Annotated in this window: 13 protein-coding genes; 7 read left to right on the forward strand and 6 right to left on the reverse strand. The window is 65.3% G+C overall.

Annotation, left to right across the window (positions count from 1 at the left end; all coding sequences use genetic code 11):
- Positions 1–7 precede the first annotated feature (7 nt).
- The 5 genes from AC2T3R_RS12675 to AC2T3R_RS12695 all read left to right on the forward strand — a co-directional run bounded on the left by AC2T3R_RS12675 (position 8) and on the right by AC2T3R_RS12695 (position 7942).
- Positions 8–1003, forward strand: a complete 996-nt coding sequence (locus AC2T3R_RS12675) for a WD40/YVTN/BNR-like repeat-containing protein (protein ID WP_061551457.1) — start codon at positions 8–10, stop codon at positions 1001–1003.
- Positions 1004–1018: 15 nt separating this feature from the next.
- A complete protein-coding gene (locus AC2T3R_RS12680; protein WP_013972541.1) occupies positions 1019–3484 on the forward strand; it encodes an efflux RND transporter permease subunit in 2466 nt (821 codons plus the stop codon).
- A complete protein-coding gene (locus tag AC2T3R_RS12685; protein WP_486745229.1) occupies positions 3477–5255 on the forward strand; it encodes an acyl-CoA dehydrogenase C-terminal domain-containing protein in 1779 nt (592 codons plus the stop codon). The genes AC2T3R_RS12680 and AC2T3R_RS12685 overlap by 8 nt, the downstream gene beginning before the upstream one ends.
- An 11-nt stretch (positions 5256–5266) precedes the next feature.
- The gene (locus AC2T3R_RS12690; RefSeq protein ID WP_367245702.1) at positions 5267–6907 is read left to right on the forward strand and encodes a fatty acid--CoA ligase; all 1641 of its coding nucleotides are present in this window, start codon (positions 5267–5269) and stop codon (positions 6905–6907) included.
- Positions 6908–7462: 555 nt separating this feature from the next.
- Complete coding sequence (locus AC2T3R_RS12695; RefSeq protein ID WP_486745230.1) at positions 7463–7942, forward strand: methylated-DNA--[protein]-cysteine S-methyltransferase; 480 nt, start codon at positions 7463–7465, stop codon at positions 7940–7942.
- A gap of 24 nt (positions 7943–7966) precedes the next feature.
- Here AC2T3R_RS12695 and AC2T3R_RS12700 read toward each other — a convergent pair whose 3' ends face one another.
- The 3 genes from AC2T3R_RS12700 to AC2T3R_RS12710 form a co-directional block, all read right to left on the reverse strand.
- A complete protein-coding gene (locus tag AC2T3R_RS12700) occupies positions 7967–8209 on the reverse strand; it encodes a hypothetical protein (RefSeq protein ID WP_003258792.1) in 243 nt (80 codons plus the stop codon).
- The gene (locus tag AC2T3R_RS12705; RefSeq protein WP_486745231.1) at positions 8206–8949 is read right to left on the reverse strand and encodes a carbon-nitrogen hydrolase family protein; all 744 of its coding nucleotides are present in this window, start codon (positions 8947–8949) and stop codon (positions 8206–8208) included. The genes AC2T3R_RS12700 and AC2T3R_RS12705 overlap by 4 nt, the downstream gene beginning before the upstream one ends.
- A 76-nt stretch (positions 8950–9025) precedes the next feature.
- Positions 9026–9541: a DUF3016 domain-containing protein gene (locus AC2T3R_RS12710; protein WP_182329277.1), complete on the reverse strand. Its 516-nt coding sequence runs from the start codon at positions 9539–9541 to the stop codon at positions 9026–9028.
- 75 nt (positions 9542–9616) lie between these two features.
- On the opposite strand from AC2T3R_RS12710, the gene AC2T3R_RS12715 reads away from it, so the two are divergent.
- A complete protein-coding gene (locus AC2T3R_RS12715; RefSeq protein ID WP_013972547.1) occupies positions 9617–10324 on the forward strand; it encodes a metallophosphoesterase in 708 nt (235 codons plus the stop codon).
- On the opposite strand, the gene AC2T3R_RS12720 is transcribed toward AC2T3R_RS12715, so the two are convergent.
- On the reverse strand, positions 10290–10904 hold the full coding sequence (locus tag AC2T3R_RS12720; RefSeq protein WP_486745232.1) for a LysE family translocator: 615 nt from the start codon (positions 10902–10904) through the stop codon (positions 10290–10292). The genes AC2T3R_RS12715 and AC2T3R_RS12720 overlap by 35 nt on opposite strands.
- A 211-nt stretch (positions 10905–11115) precedes the next feature.
- Complete coding sequence (locus AC2T3R_RS12725; RefSeq protein WP_486745233.1) at positions 11116–11925, reverse strand: AraC family transcriptional regulator; 810 nt, start codon at positions 11923–11925, stop codon at positions 11116–11118.
- Positions 11926–12056: 131 nt separating this feature from the next.
- On the opposite strand from AC2T3R_RS12725, the gene AC2T3R_RS12730 reads away from it, so the two are divergent.
- Positions 12057–12680, forward strand: a complete 624-nt coding sequence (locus tag AC2T3R_RS12730; protein WP_182329280.1) for a LysE family translocator — start codon at positions 12057–12059, stop codon at positions 12678–12680.
- Here AC2T3R_RS12730 and AC2T3R_RS12735 read toward each other — a convergent pair.
- Positions 12677–15172 (reverse strand): autotransporter family protein, encoded by a 2496-nt coding sequence (locus AC2T3R_RS12735; RefSeq protein ID WP_486745234.1) that lies wholly within the window; start codon positions 15170–15172, stop codon positions 12677–12679. The two genes, AC2T3R_RS12730 and AC2T3R_RS12735, sit on opposite strands and share 4 nt — an antisense overlap.
- Positions 15173–15271 lie beyond the last annotated feature (99 nt).

A 15271-nucleotide genomic window follows, 5' to 3' on the forward strand; every position in this document is an offset into this window, starting at 1 on the left:
GGTGGCAATGTCTGTCTTCAAACGATGCAGCGTGGTAGTTCTGGCTTTGGCCGCGCTGCAGGGCGCGGCCCAGGCTGCGCCCTTCACCGATGTGCTGGACCTGCCCGCCAGGCCCAGCGCCCTGGTCGCCAGCAGCGCCTTGCGCGATGTCACCCTGGCCGGCCAGCGCCTGGTCGCGGTGGGCCCGCGAGGGCACATCCTGTACTCCGACGATCACGGCGCGCACTGGCAGCAGGCCCAGGTGCCGGTCAGCGCCGACCTGAATGCCGTGAGCTTCGCCACGCCCGAACAGGGCTGGGCGGTTGGCCACGATGGCGTGGTGCTGCACAGCCGCGATGGCGGCGTGCACTGGCAGAAGCAGCTGGATGGCCGGGCACTGGCCGAACAACTGCCCGGCACGGGTAGCGACAATGCCTTGCTCGACGTGTGGTTCAGCGATGCCCGCAATGGCTATGCGGTCGGCGTGTTCAACCTGCTGTTGCGCACCGTTGATGGCGGCGAGCACTGGCAGCCCTGGCTCGACCACAGCGACAACCCGCAAGGCCTGCACCTGACCAGCCTGGCCGCGGTGGGTGACGAGCTGTACATCACCGGCGAGCAAGGCCTGCTGCTGAAGCAGGACGGTGAGCGCTTCAGCCGTGTCGAGACACCCTACGCCGGCACACTGTTCGGTGCTGTCGGCAAGCCTGGCGTACTGCTGGTCTACGGCCTGCGTGGGCATGCCTACCGCAGCACCGATGGCGGCCGGCAGTGGCAACCGGTCAGCACGGGTGTGAACACCAGCCTCACCGCCGCCGGTGTCGACCGTGACGGCCAGCTATGGCTGGCCAGCCAGGCTGGCGACCTGCTGCTCAGCCGGGATGATGGCGCCAGCTTCAGCCCGGTGCCGCAAAGCGCCCGTGGCCCGGTGACCGCGCTCGCCACCGACACCGGCAACGGCCTGGTACTGGTCGGCGAGCGGGGCGTGCGCAACCAGCCCGGTAACCCCACGCTGCACCCATAACAAGAGAAGACCCTGATGGCCGCTACCCGCCAAGACACCCTGCCGGTAATCCGCAACCTCGACGATTTCGACCCACGCTCGGGCAATTGCCTGGAGCGCCTGGTGTTCAACCATCGCCTGCCGTTCCTGCTGTGCATGCTATTGGCGACCCTGGTGCTGGGCTACATGGCGCTGACCCGCCTGGAGCTGCGCCCCAGTTTCGACAAGATGCTGCCGCAGAGCCACCCCTACATCCAGAACTACCTGGAAAACCGCCCATCACTGCGTGGCCTGGGCAACGCGGTGCGGGTGGTGGTGGAGAACACCCAGGGCGACATCTTCGACCCGGGCTACCTGCAGACCCTGCGCCACATCAACGACGAGCTGTTCCTCAGCCAGGGCGTGGACCGGGCCTGGGTGAAATCGCTGTGGAGCCCGGCAGTGCGCTGGACCGAGGTGACCGAGGAGGGCTTCCAGGGTGGCCCGGTGATGCCCGACGGCTACCAGGGCGCTGCGGGTGACATCGAGCAGCTGCGGCAGAACATCGAGCGCGCCAACATTGTCGGCAGCCTGGTGGCGCGCGACTTCAAATCGAGCATGCTGGTCGTGCCGCTGCTCGACCAGGATTCGGCTACCGGCAAAGGCCTCGACTACCACGCCTTCTCGCAGAAGCTCGAACAACTGCGCAGCCAGTACCAGGCCAGCGGCCAGTACCGCATCCATGTGATCGGCTTCGCCAAGCTGATGGGCGACCTGATCGACGGGCTGATCCAGGTGATGGCGTTCTTCGCCCTGGCGGTGCTGACCAGCCTGCTGATCATCTACTGCTACACCCGTTGCGTGCGCAGCACCCTGCTGGTGGTGCTGTGTTCGCTGACTGCGGTGGTGTGGCAGCTGGGCATCGTCGCCTGGCTGGGCTACGCCATCGATCCTTATTCGATCCTGGTGCCATTCCTGATCTTTGCCATCGGCGTATCCCACGCGGCGCAGAAGATGAACGGCATCCTTCAGGACATCGGCCGTGGCACCCACCGTCAGGTGGCAGCGCGCTATACCTTCCGCCGCCTGTTCGTGGCCGGGGTGACTGCATTGCTGGCCGATGCGGTGGGCTTTGCCGTGCTGATGCTGATCGACATCCCGGTGATCCAGGACCTGGCCATCACCGCCAGCATCGGCGTGGCGGTGCTTATCTTCACCTCGCTGCTGCTGATGCCGGTGGCGCTGTCTTATGTTGGTGTTGGCCGCAAGGCTGCCGAGCGGGCCCTGCATATCGACGCCCGCGCAGCCCAGCACCGAGGTTTCGGCCGGCTGTGGGACCTGCTCGACCGCTTCACCGAACGCAAATGGGCCAGCGTCGCACTGCTGGTGGCGCTGGCCCTGGGCGCCCTTGGCATCTGGGGCAGCCTGCAACTGAAAATCGGCGACCTCGACAGCGGTGCCCCCGAACTGCGCGCCGACTCCCGCTACAACCTCGACAACGCCTACATCACCCAGCACTACGCGCTGTCCAGCGACACCTTCGCGGTCATGGTCAAGACCGCGCCGGAAGGCTGCCTGCAATACCAGACGCTGGTGCTTGCCGACCGCCTGGCCTGGGAGCTGCAGCAATTGCCGGGTGTGCAGACCACCGTGTCGCTGGCCAATGCCGTGCGCCAGATCACCGCTGGCACCTATGAAGGCAACCCGCGCCTGAACAGCCTGCAGCGCAACCAGGACGTGCTCAACTACGCCGCCCAGCAGGCTTCGGTCAACGCCCCCGAGTTGTTCAACAACGACTGCTCGCTGATGCCGGTAATCGCCTACCTCAAGGACCACCGTGCCGATACCCTGGCCCAGGTGGCCGCCGTGGCCGAGCGTTTTGCCCAGGCCAACAGCAGCGCCGAACAGCAGTTCCTGCTGGCCGCCGGCAGCGCCGGCATCGAGGCCGCCACCAACGTGGTGGTCCGCGAGGCCAACCACCGCATGCTGTTGCTGGTGTACCTGGCGGTCACGCTGTTCTGCCTGTTCACCTTCCGTAGCTGGCGCGCGACGCTGGTGGCGATCCTGCCGCTGATGCTCACCTCGGTGCTGTGCGAAGCGCTGATGGTAGCCATGGGCATTGGCGTCAAGGTCGCCACCTTGCCGGTGATCGCCCTGGGCGTAGGTATTGGCGTGGACTACGCGCTGTACCTGCTCAGCGTGCAACTGCACTACCAGCGCGCCGGGTTGAGCCTGGCCCAGGCCTACCAGAAAGCCGTGGCCTTCACCGGCCGGGTGGTCGGGCTGGTCGGCATTACCCTGGCGGCCGGTGTGGTCGGCTGGGCCTGGTCGCCGATCAAGTTCCAGGCCGACATGGGCCTGCTGCTGACCTTCATGTTCCTGTGGAACATGCTCGGTGCGCTGGTGTTGATCCCCGCGTTGTCGCATTTCCTCCTGCGTGGCCAGGCCGCCCCGGCGCCTGCCGAGGCCCCGGCCACGTCGCTTCCGCAAACCCAAGAAACCGAGTGTTCGCCTCATGTCTGATTACCTTCCGCCACTGCGCGACATGGATTTTCTGTTCAACGAAGTGTTCGACATCCCGGCCTGGTGGGCGCAAACGCCCGCGCTGGCCGAGCAGGTCGATGGCGACACAGCCCGGGCCGTGCTCGAACAGGCCGGCCGGCTGATTGCCGAGGTGGTGGCGCCGCTCAACCGCAGTGGCGACGAGCAGGGTTGCCGCTGGGAGGCGGGCCAGGTACACACCCCCGATGGCTTCGCAGATGCCTACCGGGCATTTGCCGCGGATGGCTGGGTGGGTGTGGCCGGTGCCCCGGAATATGGGGGCATGGGCATGCCGAAAGTGATCGGTGCCCAGCTCGAAGAAATGCTCAATGCCGCCAACCTGTCGTTCGGCCTGTACCCGATGCTGACCGCCGGGGCCTGCCTGGCGCTGCTCAACCATGCCAGCGAACCGTTGAAGGCGCTGTACCTGCCGCCCATGTACCAAGGGCGCTGGACCGGTTCGATGTGCCTGACCGAGCCGCACGCTGGCACCGACCTGGGCCTGATTCGCACCCGCGCCGAGCCGGTTGCCGATGGCCGCTACCGCATCAGCGGGACCAAGATCTTCATCACTGGCGGTGAGCAGGACCTGACCGAGAACATCATCCACCTGGTGCTGGCGCGGCTGCCGGATGCGCCCGCCGGGCCCAAGGGCATCTCGCTGTTCCTGGTGCCCAAGGTGCTGGTTGACGCCGACGGCGTGCTGGGCGAGGCCAATGCGGTGAGTTGCGGGTCGATCGAGCACAAGATGGGCATCAAGGCCTCGGCCACCTGCGTGATGAACTTCGACGGTGCAATCGGCTATCTGGTCGGCGAACCGAACAAGGGCCTCAACGCGATGTTCACCATGATGAACTACGAGCGCCTTGGTGTAGGAATCCAGGGCCTGGCCCTGGGCGAACGCTCCTACCAGGGCGCCATTGCCTATGCCCGTGATCGCCAGCAGGGCCGTGCGCCGACGGGTGCCGAAGCGCCGGGGCAAGCCGCTGACCCGATCGTCGTCCACCCGGATGTGCGGCGCATGCTGCTGACCATGAAAGCGCTGAACGAAGGCGGGCGGGCCTTCTCTACCTATGTGGCACTGCAGCTGGACCTGGCCAAATACAGCGAGGCCCCGGTCGCACGCGCCCAGGCCGAGGCCAAGGTGGCATTGCTCACGCCAGTGGCCAAGGCCTTCCTCACCGACATGGGACTGGAAACCACCGTGCACGGTCAGCAGGTGCTGGGCGGTCATGGCTATATCCGCGAATGGGGCCAGGAGCAGTTGATCCGCGACTGCCGCATCACCCAGATCTACGAAGGCACCAATGGCATCCAGGCCCTCGACCTGGTGGGGCGTAAACTGTTTGCCGATGGCGGCCAGGCCTATCGATGCGTGTCCGACGAAATTACTGCCTTTGTCGAGACGCTGCCCGCGGCGTGCGCCGAGTTCGGCGCGCCGCTGCTGGCTGCCGTGCGCAACCTCGACGAGCTGACCGCCTGGTTGCTCGATCGGGCCCAGGGCAACCCGCGTGAGCTGGGCGCGGCGGCGGTGGAGTACCTGCAGGTGTTTGGCTACACCTTCTACGCCTACCTGTGGGCACGCATGGCCGTGGTTTGCCAGTGTCACGCGGCTCCCGAGCCGTTCCACCTGAGCAAGCTGGGTACCGCGCGTTTCTACTTTGCCCGCCTGCTGCCACGCATTCATTCGCTGACCGCCAGTGTAAGGGCCGGTAGCGACAGCCTGTACCTGCTCGAGGCCGGGCAACTGTGAAGGCCGCCGACATGATCACCACTCGCATCATGCCTGCAGCAGAGCAGGCCTACGCCTATCCGCTGCTGATCAAGCGCCTGCTGCTGTCGGGCGTGCGCTACCAGCCCAACCAGGAAATCGTCTACGCCGACAAGCTGCGCTACACCTACACTACGCTGCTTGAACGCATTCAGCGGCTGGCCAATGTGCTGACCGCCGCCGGGGTCAAGCCTGGCGACACCGTGGCCTTGCTCGACTGGGACAGCCATCGGGCCCTTGAATGCTTCTTCGCCGTACCGATGCTGGGTGCGGTGCTGCACACGGTAAACGTACGGCTGTCCACCGAGCAGGTGCGCTACACCATGAACCATGCCGAGGACCGCCTGGTACTGGTGCATGACGACTTCCTGCCGTTGATGGCGCAACTGCGCGATGACTTGCCGACGGTCGAGGGTTTCATTCGCCTCGGCGAAGGCGGCCCGGCAACGCAAGATGTGCCGTTGCTGGGTGAGTACGAAGCGCTGCTGGCGGCTGCCGAGCCACAGTTCGACTTCGCCGATTTCGACGAGCACTCGCTGGCCACGCTGTTCTACACCAGCGGTACCACCGGCAACCCCAAGGGCGTGTACTTCAGCCACCGGCAACTGGTGCTGCATACCCTGGTCGAGCAGGGCACCCTGGCTGCCTGCGGCGAGGTGCCGCTGCTGCGCAGCGGCGACGTGTACATGCCCATTACGCCGATGTTCCATGTGCATGCCTGGGGCGTGCCCTATGTGGCCACGGCACTGGGCATCAAGCAGGTCTACCCGGGGCGCTACGAGCCCAACCGCCTAGTGCGCTTGTACCGTGACGAGGGCGTGACGTTCTCCCATTGCGTGCCCACGGTGCTGCAGATGATGCTCGACAGCGAGGAAGGGCGCCGCGCCGACCTGACCGGTTGGAAGATGCTGCTGGGCGGCAGCGCCCTGACCCTGGGCCTGGCGCAGCGTGCCAGCGAGCGCGGCATCAGCGTGCATTGTGGCTACGGCATGTCGGAAAGCTGCCCGCTGCTCAGCATCACCCACCTGAGCGCCGAGCTGCTGGCACTGCCCATGGCGCAACAGTTGCCGCTGCGTATCGATGCCGGCGTGCCGATTGCCCTGGTGGACCTGCGCATCGTCGACGCTGAAGGCATTGATGTGCCCCGCGACGGAGAAAGCCTGGGTGAAATCGTGGTGCGTGCACCGTGGCTGACCCAGGGCTATCTGCACGAACCGGAGCAGGGTGCCGCGTTGTGGCTGGGGGGCTGGATGCATACTGGCGACCTGGCCTGCATCGACCCTGCGGGTGTGGTGCGCATTCGTGACCGGATCAAGGATGTGATCAAGACCGGAGGCGAGTGGGTCAGCTCGGTGGCGCTGGAAAACCTGATCAGCCAGCACCCGGCTGTCGCTTCGGTGGCAGTGATCGGCATCCCGGACCCGCAGTGGGGTGAACAACCCTTGGCCTTGGTGGTCCGTTGTGACGGCATGCAATTCGACCAGGCGGCATTGGCAGGGCATCTGCAGCCGTTTGTCGACAGCGGGCACCTGAACAAATGGGCGATACCGCGGCAGTTGCGTTGCGTGGAGGAGATCCCCAAGACCAGCGTTGGCAAAATCGACAAGAAGCGGATTCGGCAGGCATTTCTCTGAATGCAGGCAGGGCCCGGCTGGTGGGGGCCCTGTGGGAGCGGGCATGCCCGCGAAGCAGGCGACGCCGTGGATGGCACCGGCTGCGCCGGTGTTCGCGGGCGCGCCCGCTCCCACAGGTATGGCGCATTCCTTCAGCTGGTGGGGTCCCTGTGGGAGCGGGCATGCCCGCGAAGCAGGCGACGCGGTGGATGGCACCGGCTGCGCCGGTGTTCGCGGGCGCGCCCGCTCCTACAGGTACGGCGCATTCCTTCAGCTGGTGGGGCCCCTGTGGGAGCGGGCATGCCCGCGAAGCAGGCGACGCGGAGGATGGCACCGGCTACGCCGGTGTTCGCGGGCGCGCCCGCTCCTACAGGTACGGCGCATTCCTTCAGCTGGTGGGGCCCCTGTGGGAGCGGGTTCACCCGCGAAGCAGGCGACGCGGTGGAGGGCACTCTGGACCGGGCAATATGCCGACGCCGATGTTCCGCTTGCGTGATTGCCTGAGCAAGAAAGCGGATGTAGGCAGAACTGGGGATGCGTACAGTAGGTTGATCGCAACCTGGCAGGAGCCTGCTTATGTCCAGCGCATTCACCTTCATGCAGTCGCCCGTCGGCACCTTGACCCTGGTAGCCCGTGGCGAGTGCCTGGCAGCCGTACTCTGGGAAGAGGAGCGGGAAAACCGCGTGCGCCTTGGCGCCCTGCACCGCGATGACCAGTGCCCGGTACTGCTGGAAACCGCCCGCCAGCTCGGCGAGTACTTTGCCGGCAAACGCCAGCGCTTCGAACTGGCGCTGGATTTTGCCGGCACCGAATTCCAGCGACAGGTGTGGGCCGCGCTGTTGGCGATACCGTTCGGTGAAACCCGCAGCTACAGCGACATCGCCCGGCAGATCGGCAACCCCAGCGCGGTGCGTGCGGTAGGCGCCGCCAATGGCCGCAACCCGATTTCGATCATCGCCCCGTGTCATCGGGTAATCGGTGCTTCTGGCAGCCTGACCGGCTTTGCCGGTGGCCTCGCGGCAAAGCAGTATCTGCTGGCGCTGGAAGGCCGGTAAAGCCTGGCACTGGACCTTTAGGTGTCAGCAGAACCAGCTGGCGGCCAGGCAGACCAGTAGGGCCAACGCCGAGCCGGCCATCAGGGTGTACTGCCGATGGGCCCGGCGCGCATGGGGCTTGACTGCACGCAGATACTCGCCGGGTGTCGGCGCATCAGGCCGGTGGCGCAAGCCCTCGGCTATATCGGCCAGTTGCCCATGGATGAGCAGCCCCGTCAGGTAATAGGTACAGGCGTAGCTCAGCAACGCCAGGAACAGATAGATCATGACGGGTGCGGGGCCAAGGGCACCGCCATGGCACTGGCGCTGGCGGTGTCCAGCACGATCAGCCCTTCGCTGTGGTCGTCCAGGCTGGCCAGCAAGCGCCCCTGGCTGTCCCACGCCGCCGAGCCGCCAGCGCCGATGAAGGTGTCGGCCGGCCCCACGCAGTTGGCCAGCAACACTGCCATGGCCAGCTCTCGAGCTACCTCGGAGTAGTGCAGGTAACCCTCGCGAATGCCCTTGGCAGTTTTCGCCACACTGACCAGATACAGGTCGGCGCCGTGTTCCCGCGCGGCTACCGCATGCGCCATGAACATCGATTCGTAGCAGATCGCAGGCGCTACCCGGTGCGCGCCCACCTGCAGCAGCAAGGCTTGATCGCCTGGGGTGAACCAGGGCAGTTCATCATCATGCAGGCGCCGCTTGGCATAGGCCTGGCGCGGTACACCGGGGCTGAGAATTGGCATGCCGATACGAATGCCATCAGGGGTCGGCAGTGGCAGGCCCGCTGCGACAGTGATACCAAACCGGTCGCAGGCTGCCTGCAGCGGGTCCAGCCGTGCCGAACTGACTGGCAGGGCGGCCTGGCGCGCGAGGGTTGGCTCATAGCCGGTCAGCGACAGTTCGGGAAATACCACCAGTTCGGCACCAAGGGCCGCGGCCTGTTCGATGCAGGCCAGGTGGCGTTCGAGGTTGGCTTGCACATCGCCCTTGAGCGATGCCAGTTGCACGGCGCACAACTTCATGAAAAACCCTTCCCTGGTACAGGTTGAAGGGCCGAGCATACTACCGGCACCAACGCCTGTACCAATGAAGGGATTTTCAGGATGCCGGGTGGACGGCGAAACGCTGGCGGAACCAGTCGTCGAGCATGGCCTTTTCGGCATACAGGCGGTCGCTGCTGCTCGTGACCCGGCCCGGGCGGCTGAGGTACATCTTGTCGCTGACCCTTTCCTGCGCCTGCTGGTCGGGTTTGCCCGGTTGGCTGAGGGTGTAGCTGAGGTCGATGGTCGGCCAGGTGATTTCGCGCATGAAGCGTACATCGTAGGCCTGGCTGTGCCAGGGCTCGAAACGCCCGGCCAGGTCGATGTCGCGAATGTCGATGACCAGTTGCTGGCCAGGTTGCAGGTAGCGTTGGCCAAGCTTCTGCAGGTACTGGGTCAGGGTTTTCATCACATAGGCGTCGGCGCCACGCTCGTACCCGTGGCTGTCAAGGCTGGCATCGCGGAATTTTTCCGGATGGTCGAAACGTACCTCGACCTGCGCGGCCGGGGCACCTTGTGCCATGCTGTCCAGTGACAGCGCAATGAGCACGGCACACGCGAGGGCGGTACGCATGATGCACCTCCGGGGCAGATTGTGTGTGCCTCCATTTTACCCCTGGCATGGCGGCACCAGCAGAGGAAGATTGTAATGGCACGGTTTCGGCGTCTGATTGCCAACCTGCGGGGGCGTGACCTGGCGGTGGGCGATATCCATGGTCACTTCCAGCGCCTGCAGCAATGCCTGGATGGGGTGGGGTTCGATCCGGCCGTGGACCGCCTGTTCAGCGTGGGGGACCTGGTCGACCGTGGCCCGGACAGCGAGGCGGCGCTGGATTGGCTGGCGCAGCCCTGGTTCCATGCCGTGCAGGGTAATCATGAGGCCCTGGCGATTACCCGCGTGCGCGGCGGGCGGCTCGATCTGGACATGTACCGCGCCGCCGGGGGTGGCTGGTTTCTGGACCTGCCGAGGGCTCGGCAGTTACGTTTCGTCGAGCGCTTCGAGCAGCTGCCGATCGCGATAGAGGTTGAAAGTGCGGCCGGCCTGGTAGGCCTGCTGCATGCCGACAGCCCGTACGCCGACTGGACGGTGTTGAGGACCTGGCTGGAACTGGATGACGACCCGCAGGTACGGGAGGTGTGCCAATGGTCGCGGCGGCGCCTGAAGGTAGGCGATACCGCGCCCGTGCAGGGCCTGCGTGCCTTGTTGGTGGGCCACACACCGGTGCTGGAGGCCAAGCTGCTTGGCAACGTCTGGCACCTGGACACTGGCGGCTGGGCCAGTGGCCATTTCACCTTGATGGACATGCGGACCCTGCAACTGGTCAGCCCCAGGCCAGGTGAAACAACAGTGCCGTAGCCAATAGCACCAGCATGGCCCCGGAGGCCCGTTCCAGCCAGGGCAGGCTGCGGGCGAAGCGCCGCAGCAATAGCGGGTTGCCGATGGCCACGGCAATCAGCAAGTCCCACAGCAGCACGATGCTGAACATCCACAGGGCACAGGTTGCCTTCCAGGCAATGCTGGCGTTGGCGACCAAGCTGACCAGGCTGGCATAGAACAGCGCATTCTTGGGGTTGAGGATGCCGGACAGGAACCCCATGCCCAATCCACGCCACCACCCTTGGGCGGTCTGCTTGCCAGCGACTGTGCCCAGGCTGGTTTGCCCGGCATGGCGCAGGAACAGGGTGCCGATGTACATCAGGTAGCCGGCGCCGGCCAGTTGCAGGGCGGTGAACAGCAGGCTGCCTTCTTGCAGCACCGACAAGCCGGTGAAAGCCATGGCGATGAACACGCCATTGGCCAGGGCGATACCCAGGCAGGCGCCGCTCGCGACGCGCCAGCCGGCGTTGACCGAAGTGCGTGCGACCAGGAAGAAGTCCGGGCCGGGAGAGAGCAGGGCGAGGAAGTGGGCAAGGGCGATGATCAGGAACTGTTGCATTGGGGTGTGGCTGCTCTGGCGGAAAAGCCTGACTCTGCCCCTCAGCGCAAATGCCGTATTGAACAATATTGCAGGCCCCTGTAGGAGCGGCCTTGTGTCGCGAAAGGGCTGCGCAGCAGCCCCGGCAATCTGTGCGGCGGAGCTGAAAACCTGGGGCCGCTTCGCGCCCCATCGCGACACAAGGCCGCTCCTACAGAGACCGCGCGGGCCTTCAGTCTCCCCGATACTGCCCCGGTGTCACCCCCACATGGGCCTTGAACACCCGCTGGAAATGGCTTTGGTCGGCAAAACCGAGCCGATAGGCCACCTCCGCCAGGGCCTGCCCTTCACCCAACAATTGCCGCCCACGGTTGACCCGGGCATTGAGCAGGTAGGCATGCGGCGTAAACCCGGTGGCCGCGCGAAATGCGCGAATCAACTGGTAGCGCCCAAGCCCGGCCTCCCGCGCGAGTACCGCCAGGCTCAACTGTGCCGGGTCCTGGCCTTCGATATGCGCAATCAGCCCACTCAACGCGGTCGCCCCCAGGGCCGGTGCCGGTGCCAGCGGCGCGTGCCTGGCAAAATCCAGGTCACCCAGAAAGGCAATCAGCGCGGCATCCTTCTCACTATTGCTGGCGCTGGAAAACAGCAAACTGTTCAGTTCGCAGAACTGCCGATATACCTCCGGCTCCTGGCAGATACGTGCCGGCTCGCCGGGCCCGGCACCATCCAGCCCGGACTCCAGGTGCAGCTGTGCCAGCCAGTCGGCATCCACATGCAGCATCTGGTAGCTCCACGCTTGCCCGGGTTCGGGGTTGCAGGCATGTACCCGGCGGGCCGGGACCAGCACCAGAGTGCCAGGCGTCAGGCGTTGCTGGCCGTTGCCGGCACCGGTGAAATGACTGTGGCCGGCATCCACCACACCGATGGAAAACGTTGGGTGGCTGTGTGGCTTGTAGCAGGCGCGGCTATGGCAGGCGCGGCGGCTTTCGACATGCGGCAGGGCCGGGTCGCGCCACAGCGCGGCATGGGAACGGGGCATCACAGGGTCCTCGATATGCCAGGCAGCTTATCAGGCGCCGTGCACCCATACAGTTTTTTCCACTGGCTGTAACTTGACCACCAGGCCAGCTACGCGCCGAAATAGGCGCCTGTTGCCAAAGGAAAACGATAATGGACCTTTCAAGCCTGCTGCTTTTCATCCCCGCCTGTTTCGCCCTGAACATGGCGCCGGGGCCGAACAACCTGCTGTCGCTGCATAATGCCAGCCGTTACGGCCTGCGTACGGCCTGCGTGGCCGGTGGCGGGCGCATCGTCGCCTTCAGCGGCATGATCGCCCTGGCGGCGATGGGCCTGGCAGTGGTGCTGCACACCAGCGAATACCTGTTCCTGGCCATCAAGTTGGCGGGGGCGGCCTACTTGTTCTATATCGCCTGGCAACTGTGGCGGGCACCGGTGGGCGAGGCCGCGGTTGCAGGTGATCAGCCGCACGGCACTTGGCGTCTGATACGCCAGGAGTTCTGGATGGCTGCTGGTAATCCGAAGGCTATCCTGATCTTCACCGCGTTCCTGCCGCAGTTCGTTTCGGTCGGCAGTACCACTCCGGTGAGCGAGCAGTTCCTTTGGTTGGGTGCGTTGTTCCTGTTGCTGGAATGGGCCGCCATCGCCATCTACGCCGGCCTGGGGGCGTACATGCAGCGCTGGTTCAGCCAGCCCGGCCCACGCCGGCTGTTCAACCGGGTCAGCGCCTCATTGCTGGGCTGCGCCGGCCTCGGGCTGCTGGCTGCGCGGCGCTAGAACTGCCAGCGCAGGCCCAGGTTCACGCCGCTGGCTTCCTGCTGGCGGCTGTCCAGGTTGGCGGTGTACTGCATGCCGCCATGCAGGCTCAGCGCTTCGTTGACCTGCGTTACCACGCCGCTTTCAAGTTGCACCGAGGTATAGCGGTAATCGGTCTTGATCTTGTCGACGCCATCGAAGGTCAAGGTATCGCGGCCACCGTCGCCGTGCCACAGGTTGACTTGCGCATAGGGTTGCAACAGGCGGTCGCTGCTGCCTTTGAAGGCCCCCTCGAGCCGAACCCCCAGTCGGCCGGTCAGCTCGGCCTGGGCGTCGTGGCTGATGTGGGAGACGCTATCGCTGGCGCTGTCGAGCGAGACTTTTTGCGCGATCACCTGAGCCTGCGGCTCCAGTACCCAGCGTTCGGACAGGGCGATGGGATAGCCGGATTCCAGTGATGCGGTCCAGGCGTGGCCGTCGATGTTCAGCTTGTCACCACGGTCCGAACGCGCCCGGCCATCCAGGTTGGTGTACTGCAGCACGGCGTCGAGGTAGCCACCTTGCGGTCCGACCAGCGTCCAGTAGGCGCCGACGCTGTCGCCATCAAGCTCCAGGTCACCGACGCTGCGGTTCTCCACGGCGAGGGCGAAGCCTTTGACGTCGGCGTCCAGACGGCTATGGCTGACGTAGATACCGATGTGCTGGCGATAACCGCTGTCGCCAACCTTGGCATACAGGTCCTGGCCCACCTTGAAGCCGTACAGGTCGCCATCCAGGCTCGGGCTGACCGTGCCGCTCCATTGCTGACGTAGCGCGCCGCCATAGGCCTGGCCCCAACTGGCAGGCAGGGCGCCGTCACCCTGCAGCAGCTGCTGGTCGCCCTGACGCTGGTGGAACGTGCCCAAGGCCAGGCGGGCGATGATCGCGGCGCCCCGTGGCGCTGCGGCGTACAGCGGGACTTCAGGCCGGTACAGCGGCAGGCTCTCGCCTTGGATCGGGGCAGGCAGCTCGACCTGGCCGGGCGCTGGAGCGGCGATAGGTGGCGTGGCAGCCGGGGCGATCACTGGTGGCTCGCCGGGTTGCGACGGCTGGCCGGGTTCCGGGACAGGGGCCGGCGCGGGCGCTGCGACCAGACTCGAGCGCAGGTACCAGCTGTTTTCACTGCCAGCGGTTACACCACCTTTGAACAGCCGGTAGTCGTAGGCGCCAACAGACAGCGTTTGTGTCTGTACAAAGGCGGTGGCGCCGCTGGTGGCGCCGTCACGGGCCTCGACGACCTGAATACCGTTTTGCGCCGTCGCCGCGCCAGCGCCGTTGAGGTTGTTGATGAGCAGCTGGGTAGAGCCGCCAATCGCACCACGGCTGACCACCAGGCGATCGGAGGCGGCGCCGTCGCCGGCCAGCACGCTGTTCAGGCGCAGGGTACCGTTGTGGCCGGCGTAGTCGCCCTGGACGGTCAGCCGGCCCTGGGCGTCATTACCGCTGCCCAGATCGATAGTGCCCGCGTTGTTCAGCGCAACGCTCTGGTCCGGGCCAAAGGCACCGATTACACCTTGGCGTGACATGACGGTACTGCTGGCGTCGATGGTGAAGCTGCCGGTGGTGCTGTTGGTATCCCCCAGAACTAGCGTGTCATCGAGTGCGAGCTGGCTGCCGTTGTTCAACGCCATGCGCTCCCAGTTGACATAACGGGCGCCGCCAACTGCCCGGCTGGCGTCAAAGGTCAGGCTATCGTTACCCTCACCGCCGTCCAGGGCAATGGCCAGCACCTCGGGTTTCAGCCGTTTGAGCAGTGCCGCGTCATCACCCGGTCCCGCATCGACTTGCCCACCGATGCGGCCACCGTCCCAGGTGAAGCGGTCATTGCCAGTGCTTAGCAGCACATCGCCGCCAACCTGGCCGCCATGCACCAGCACCCAGTCATCGCCACCGCTGACGCTGATATTGCCGCCGATGCTGCCGTCAAAGATTTCCACGTAATCCTTGTCAAAGGCAGTGATCAGGTTCCTGTCGACACTGCCGCCGCGCATGATGAAGGTGTTCTGGTCCAGGCGCATATTGACGTTGCCGATGCGCCCGGCGTCCATTTCGGCATAGTCGCCGCTATCAAATGTGCCCTTGATCCAGCCGCCTTTCATATGAAAGGTGTCCAGGCCATCGCCCTGGTTGAGGTTGCCCTCGATGACGCCATCGCTCATGACGAAGTCGTCGATGCCTGAGCCTTGGTTGACGTTGCCGCCGATGCTGCCGGAGGCCATGTCGATACCGTCCCTGCCCGCACCGAAGGTGACATTGTCGGTAACCGCGCCGCTACCGTCTGCAGGGAACACCAGGCGGTTGTCGCCGCCGGTATCCACCAGCGAGGGCGCGTTACCGCTGTCACAGGTGTAAGTATCGTTACCCGGGCTGGGTGTGAAGGCGCAAGCTGCTTGTGCGGCGGGCATGGCCATGCCCAACAGGGGTAGCGAGCCCAGGGTCAGCATCAGGCGTAGACGCATCAGGAAAGCCTCCATTCTCCAGGAAGTCCTGCGCGTCACACGTGGCCCGCAGGGTTACCGGGGTTGTATAGAGGAGTGCGTCATGGCCACAACTGGCAAAAATGTCAGGTGGCA

The organism is Pseudomonas sp. PVC-5-1, assembly GCF_057444345.1.

What these genes read in the sequence shown, in the direction of transcription:
- AC2T3R_RS12675 (WP_061551457.1), top strand. Translation starts at nt 8, where the DNA reads ATGTCTGTCTTCAAACGATGCAGCGTGGTAGTTCTGGCTTTGGCCGCG.
- AC2T3R_RS12680 (WP_013972541.1), top strand. Translation starts at nt 1,019, where the DNA reads ATGGCCGCTACCCGCCAAGACACCCTGCCGGTAATCCGCAACCTCGAC.
- AC2T3R_RS12685 (WP_486745229.1), top strand. Translation starts at nt 3,477, where the DNA reads ATGTCTGATTACCTTCCGCCACTGCGCGACATGGATTTTCTGTTCAAC.
- AC2T3R_RS12690 (WP_367245702.1), top strand. Translation starts at nt 5,267, where the DNA reads ATGATCACCACTCGCATCATGCCTGCAGCAGAGCAGGCCTACGCCTAT.
- AC2T3R_RS12695 (WP_486745230.1), top strand. Translation starts at nt 7,463, where the DNA reads ATGTCCAGCGCATTCACCTTCATGCAGTCGCCCGTCGGCACCTTGACC.
- AC2T3R_RS12700 (WP_003258792.1), bottom strand. Translation starts at nt 8,209, where the DNA reads ATGATCTATCTGTTCCTGGCGTTGCTGAGCTACGCCTGTACCTATTAC.
- AC2T3R_RS12705 (WP_486745231.1), bottom strand. Translation starts at nt 8,949, where the DNA reads ATGAAGTTGTGCGCCGTGCAACTGGCATCGCTCAAGGGCGATGTGCAA.
- AC2T3R_RS12710 (WP_182329277.1), bottom strand. Translation starts at nt 9,541, where the DNA reads ATGCGTACCGCCCTCGCGTGTGCCGTGCTCATTGCGCTGTCACTGGAC.
- AC2T3R_RS12715 (WP_013972547.1), top strand. Translation starts at nt 9,617, where the DNA reads ATGGCACGGTTTCGGCGTCTGATTGCCAACCTGCGGGGGCGTGACCTG.
- AC2T3R_RS12720 (WP_486745232.1), bottom strand. Translation starts at nt 10,904, where the DNA reads ATGCAACAGTTCCTGATCATCGCCCTTGCCCACTTCCTCGCCCTGCTC.
- AC2T3R_RS12725 (WP_486745233.1), bottom strand. Translation starts at nt 11,925, where the DNA reads ATGCCCCGTTCCCATGCCGCGCTGTGGCGCGACCCGGCCCTGCCGCAT.
- AC2T3R_RS12730 (WP_182329280.1), top strand. Translation starts at nt 12,057, where the DNA reads ATGGACCTTTCAAGCCTGCTGCTTTTCATCCCCGCCTGTTTCGCCCTG.
- AC2T3R_RS12735 (WP_486745234.1), bottom strand. Translation starts at nt 15,172, where the DNA reads ATGGAGGCTTTCCTGATGCGTCTACGCCTGATGCTGACCCTGGGCTCG.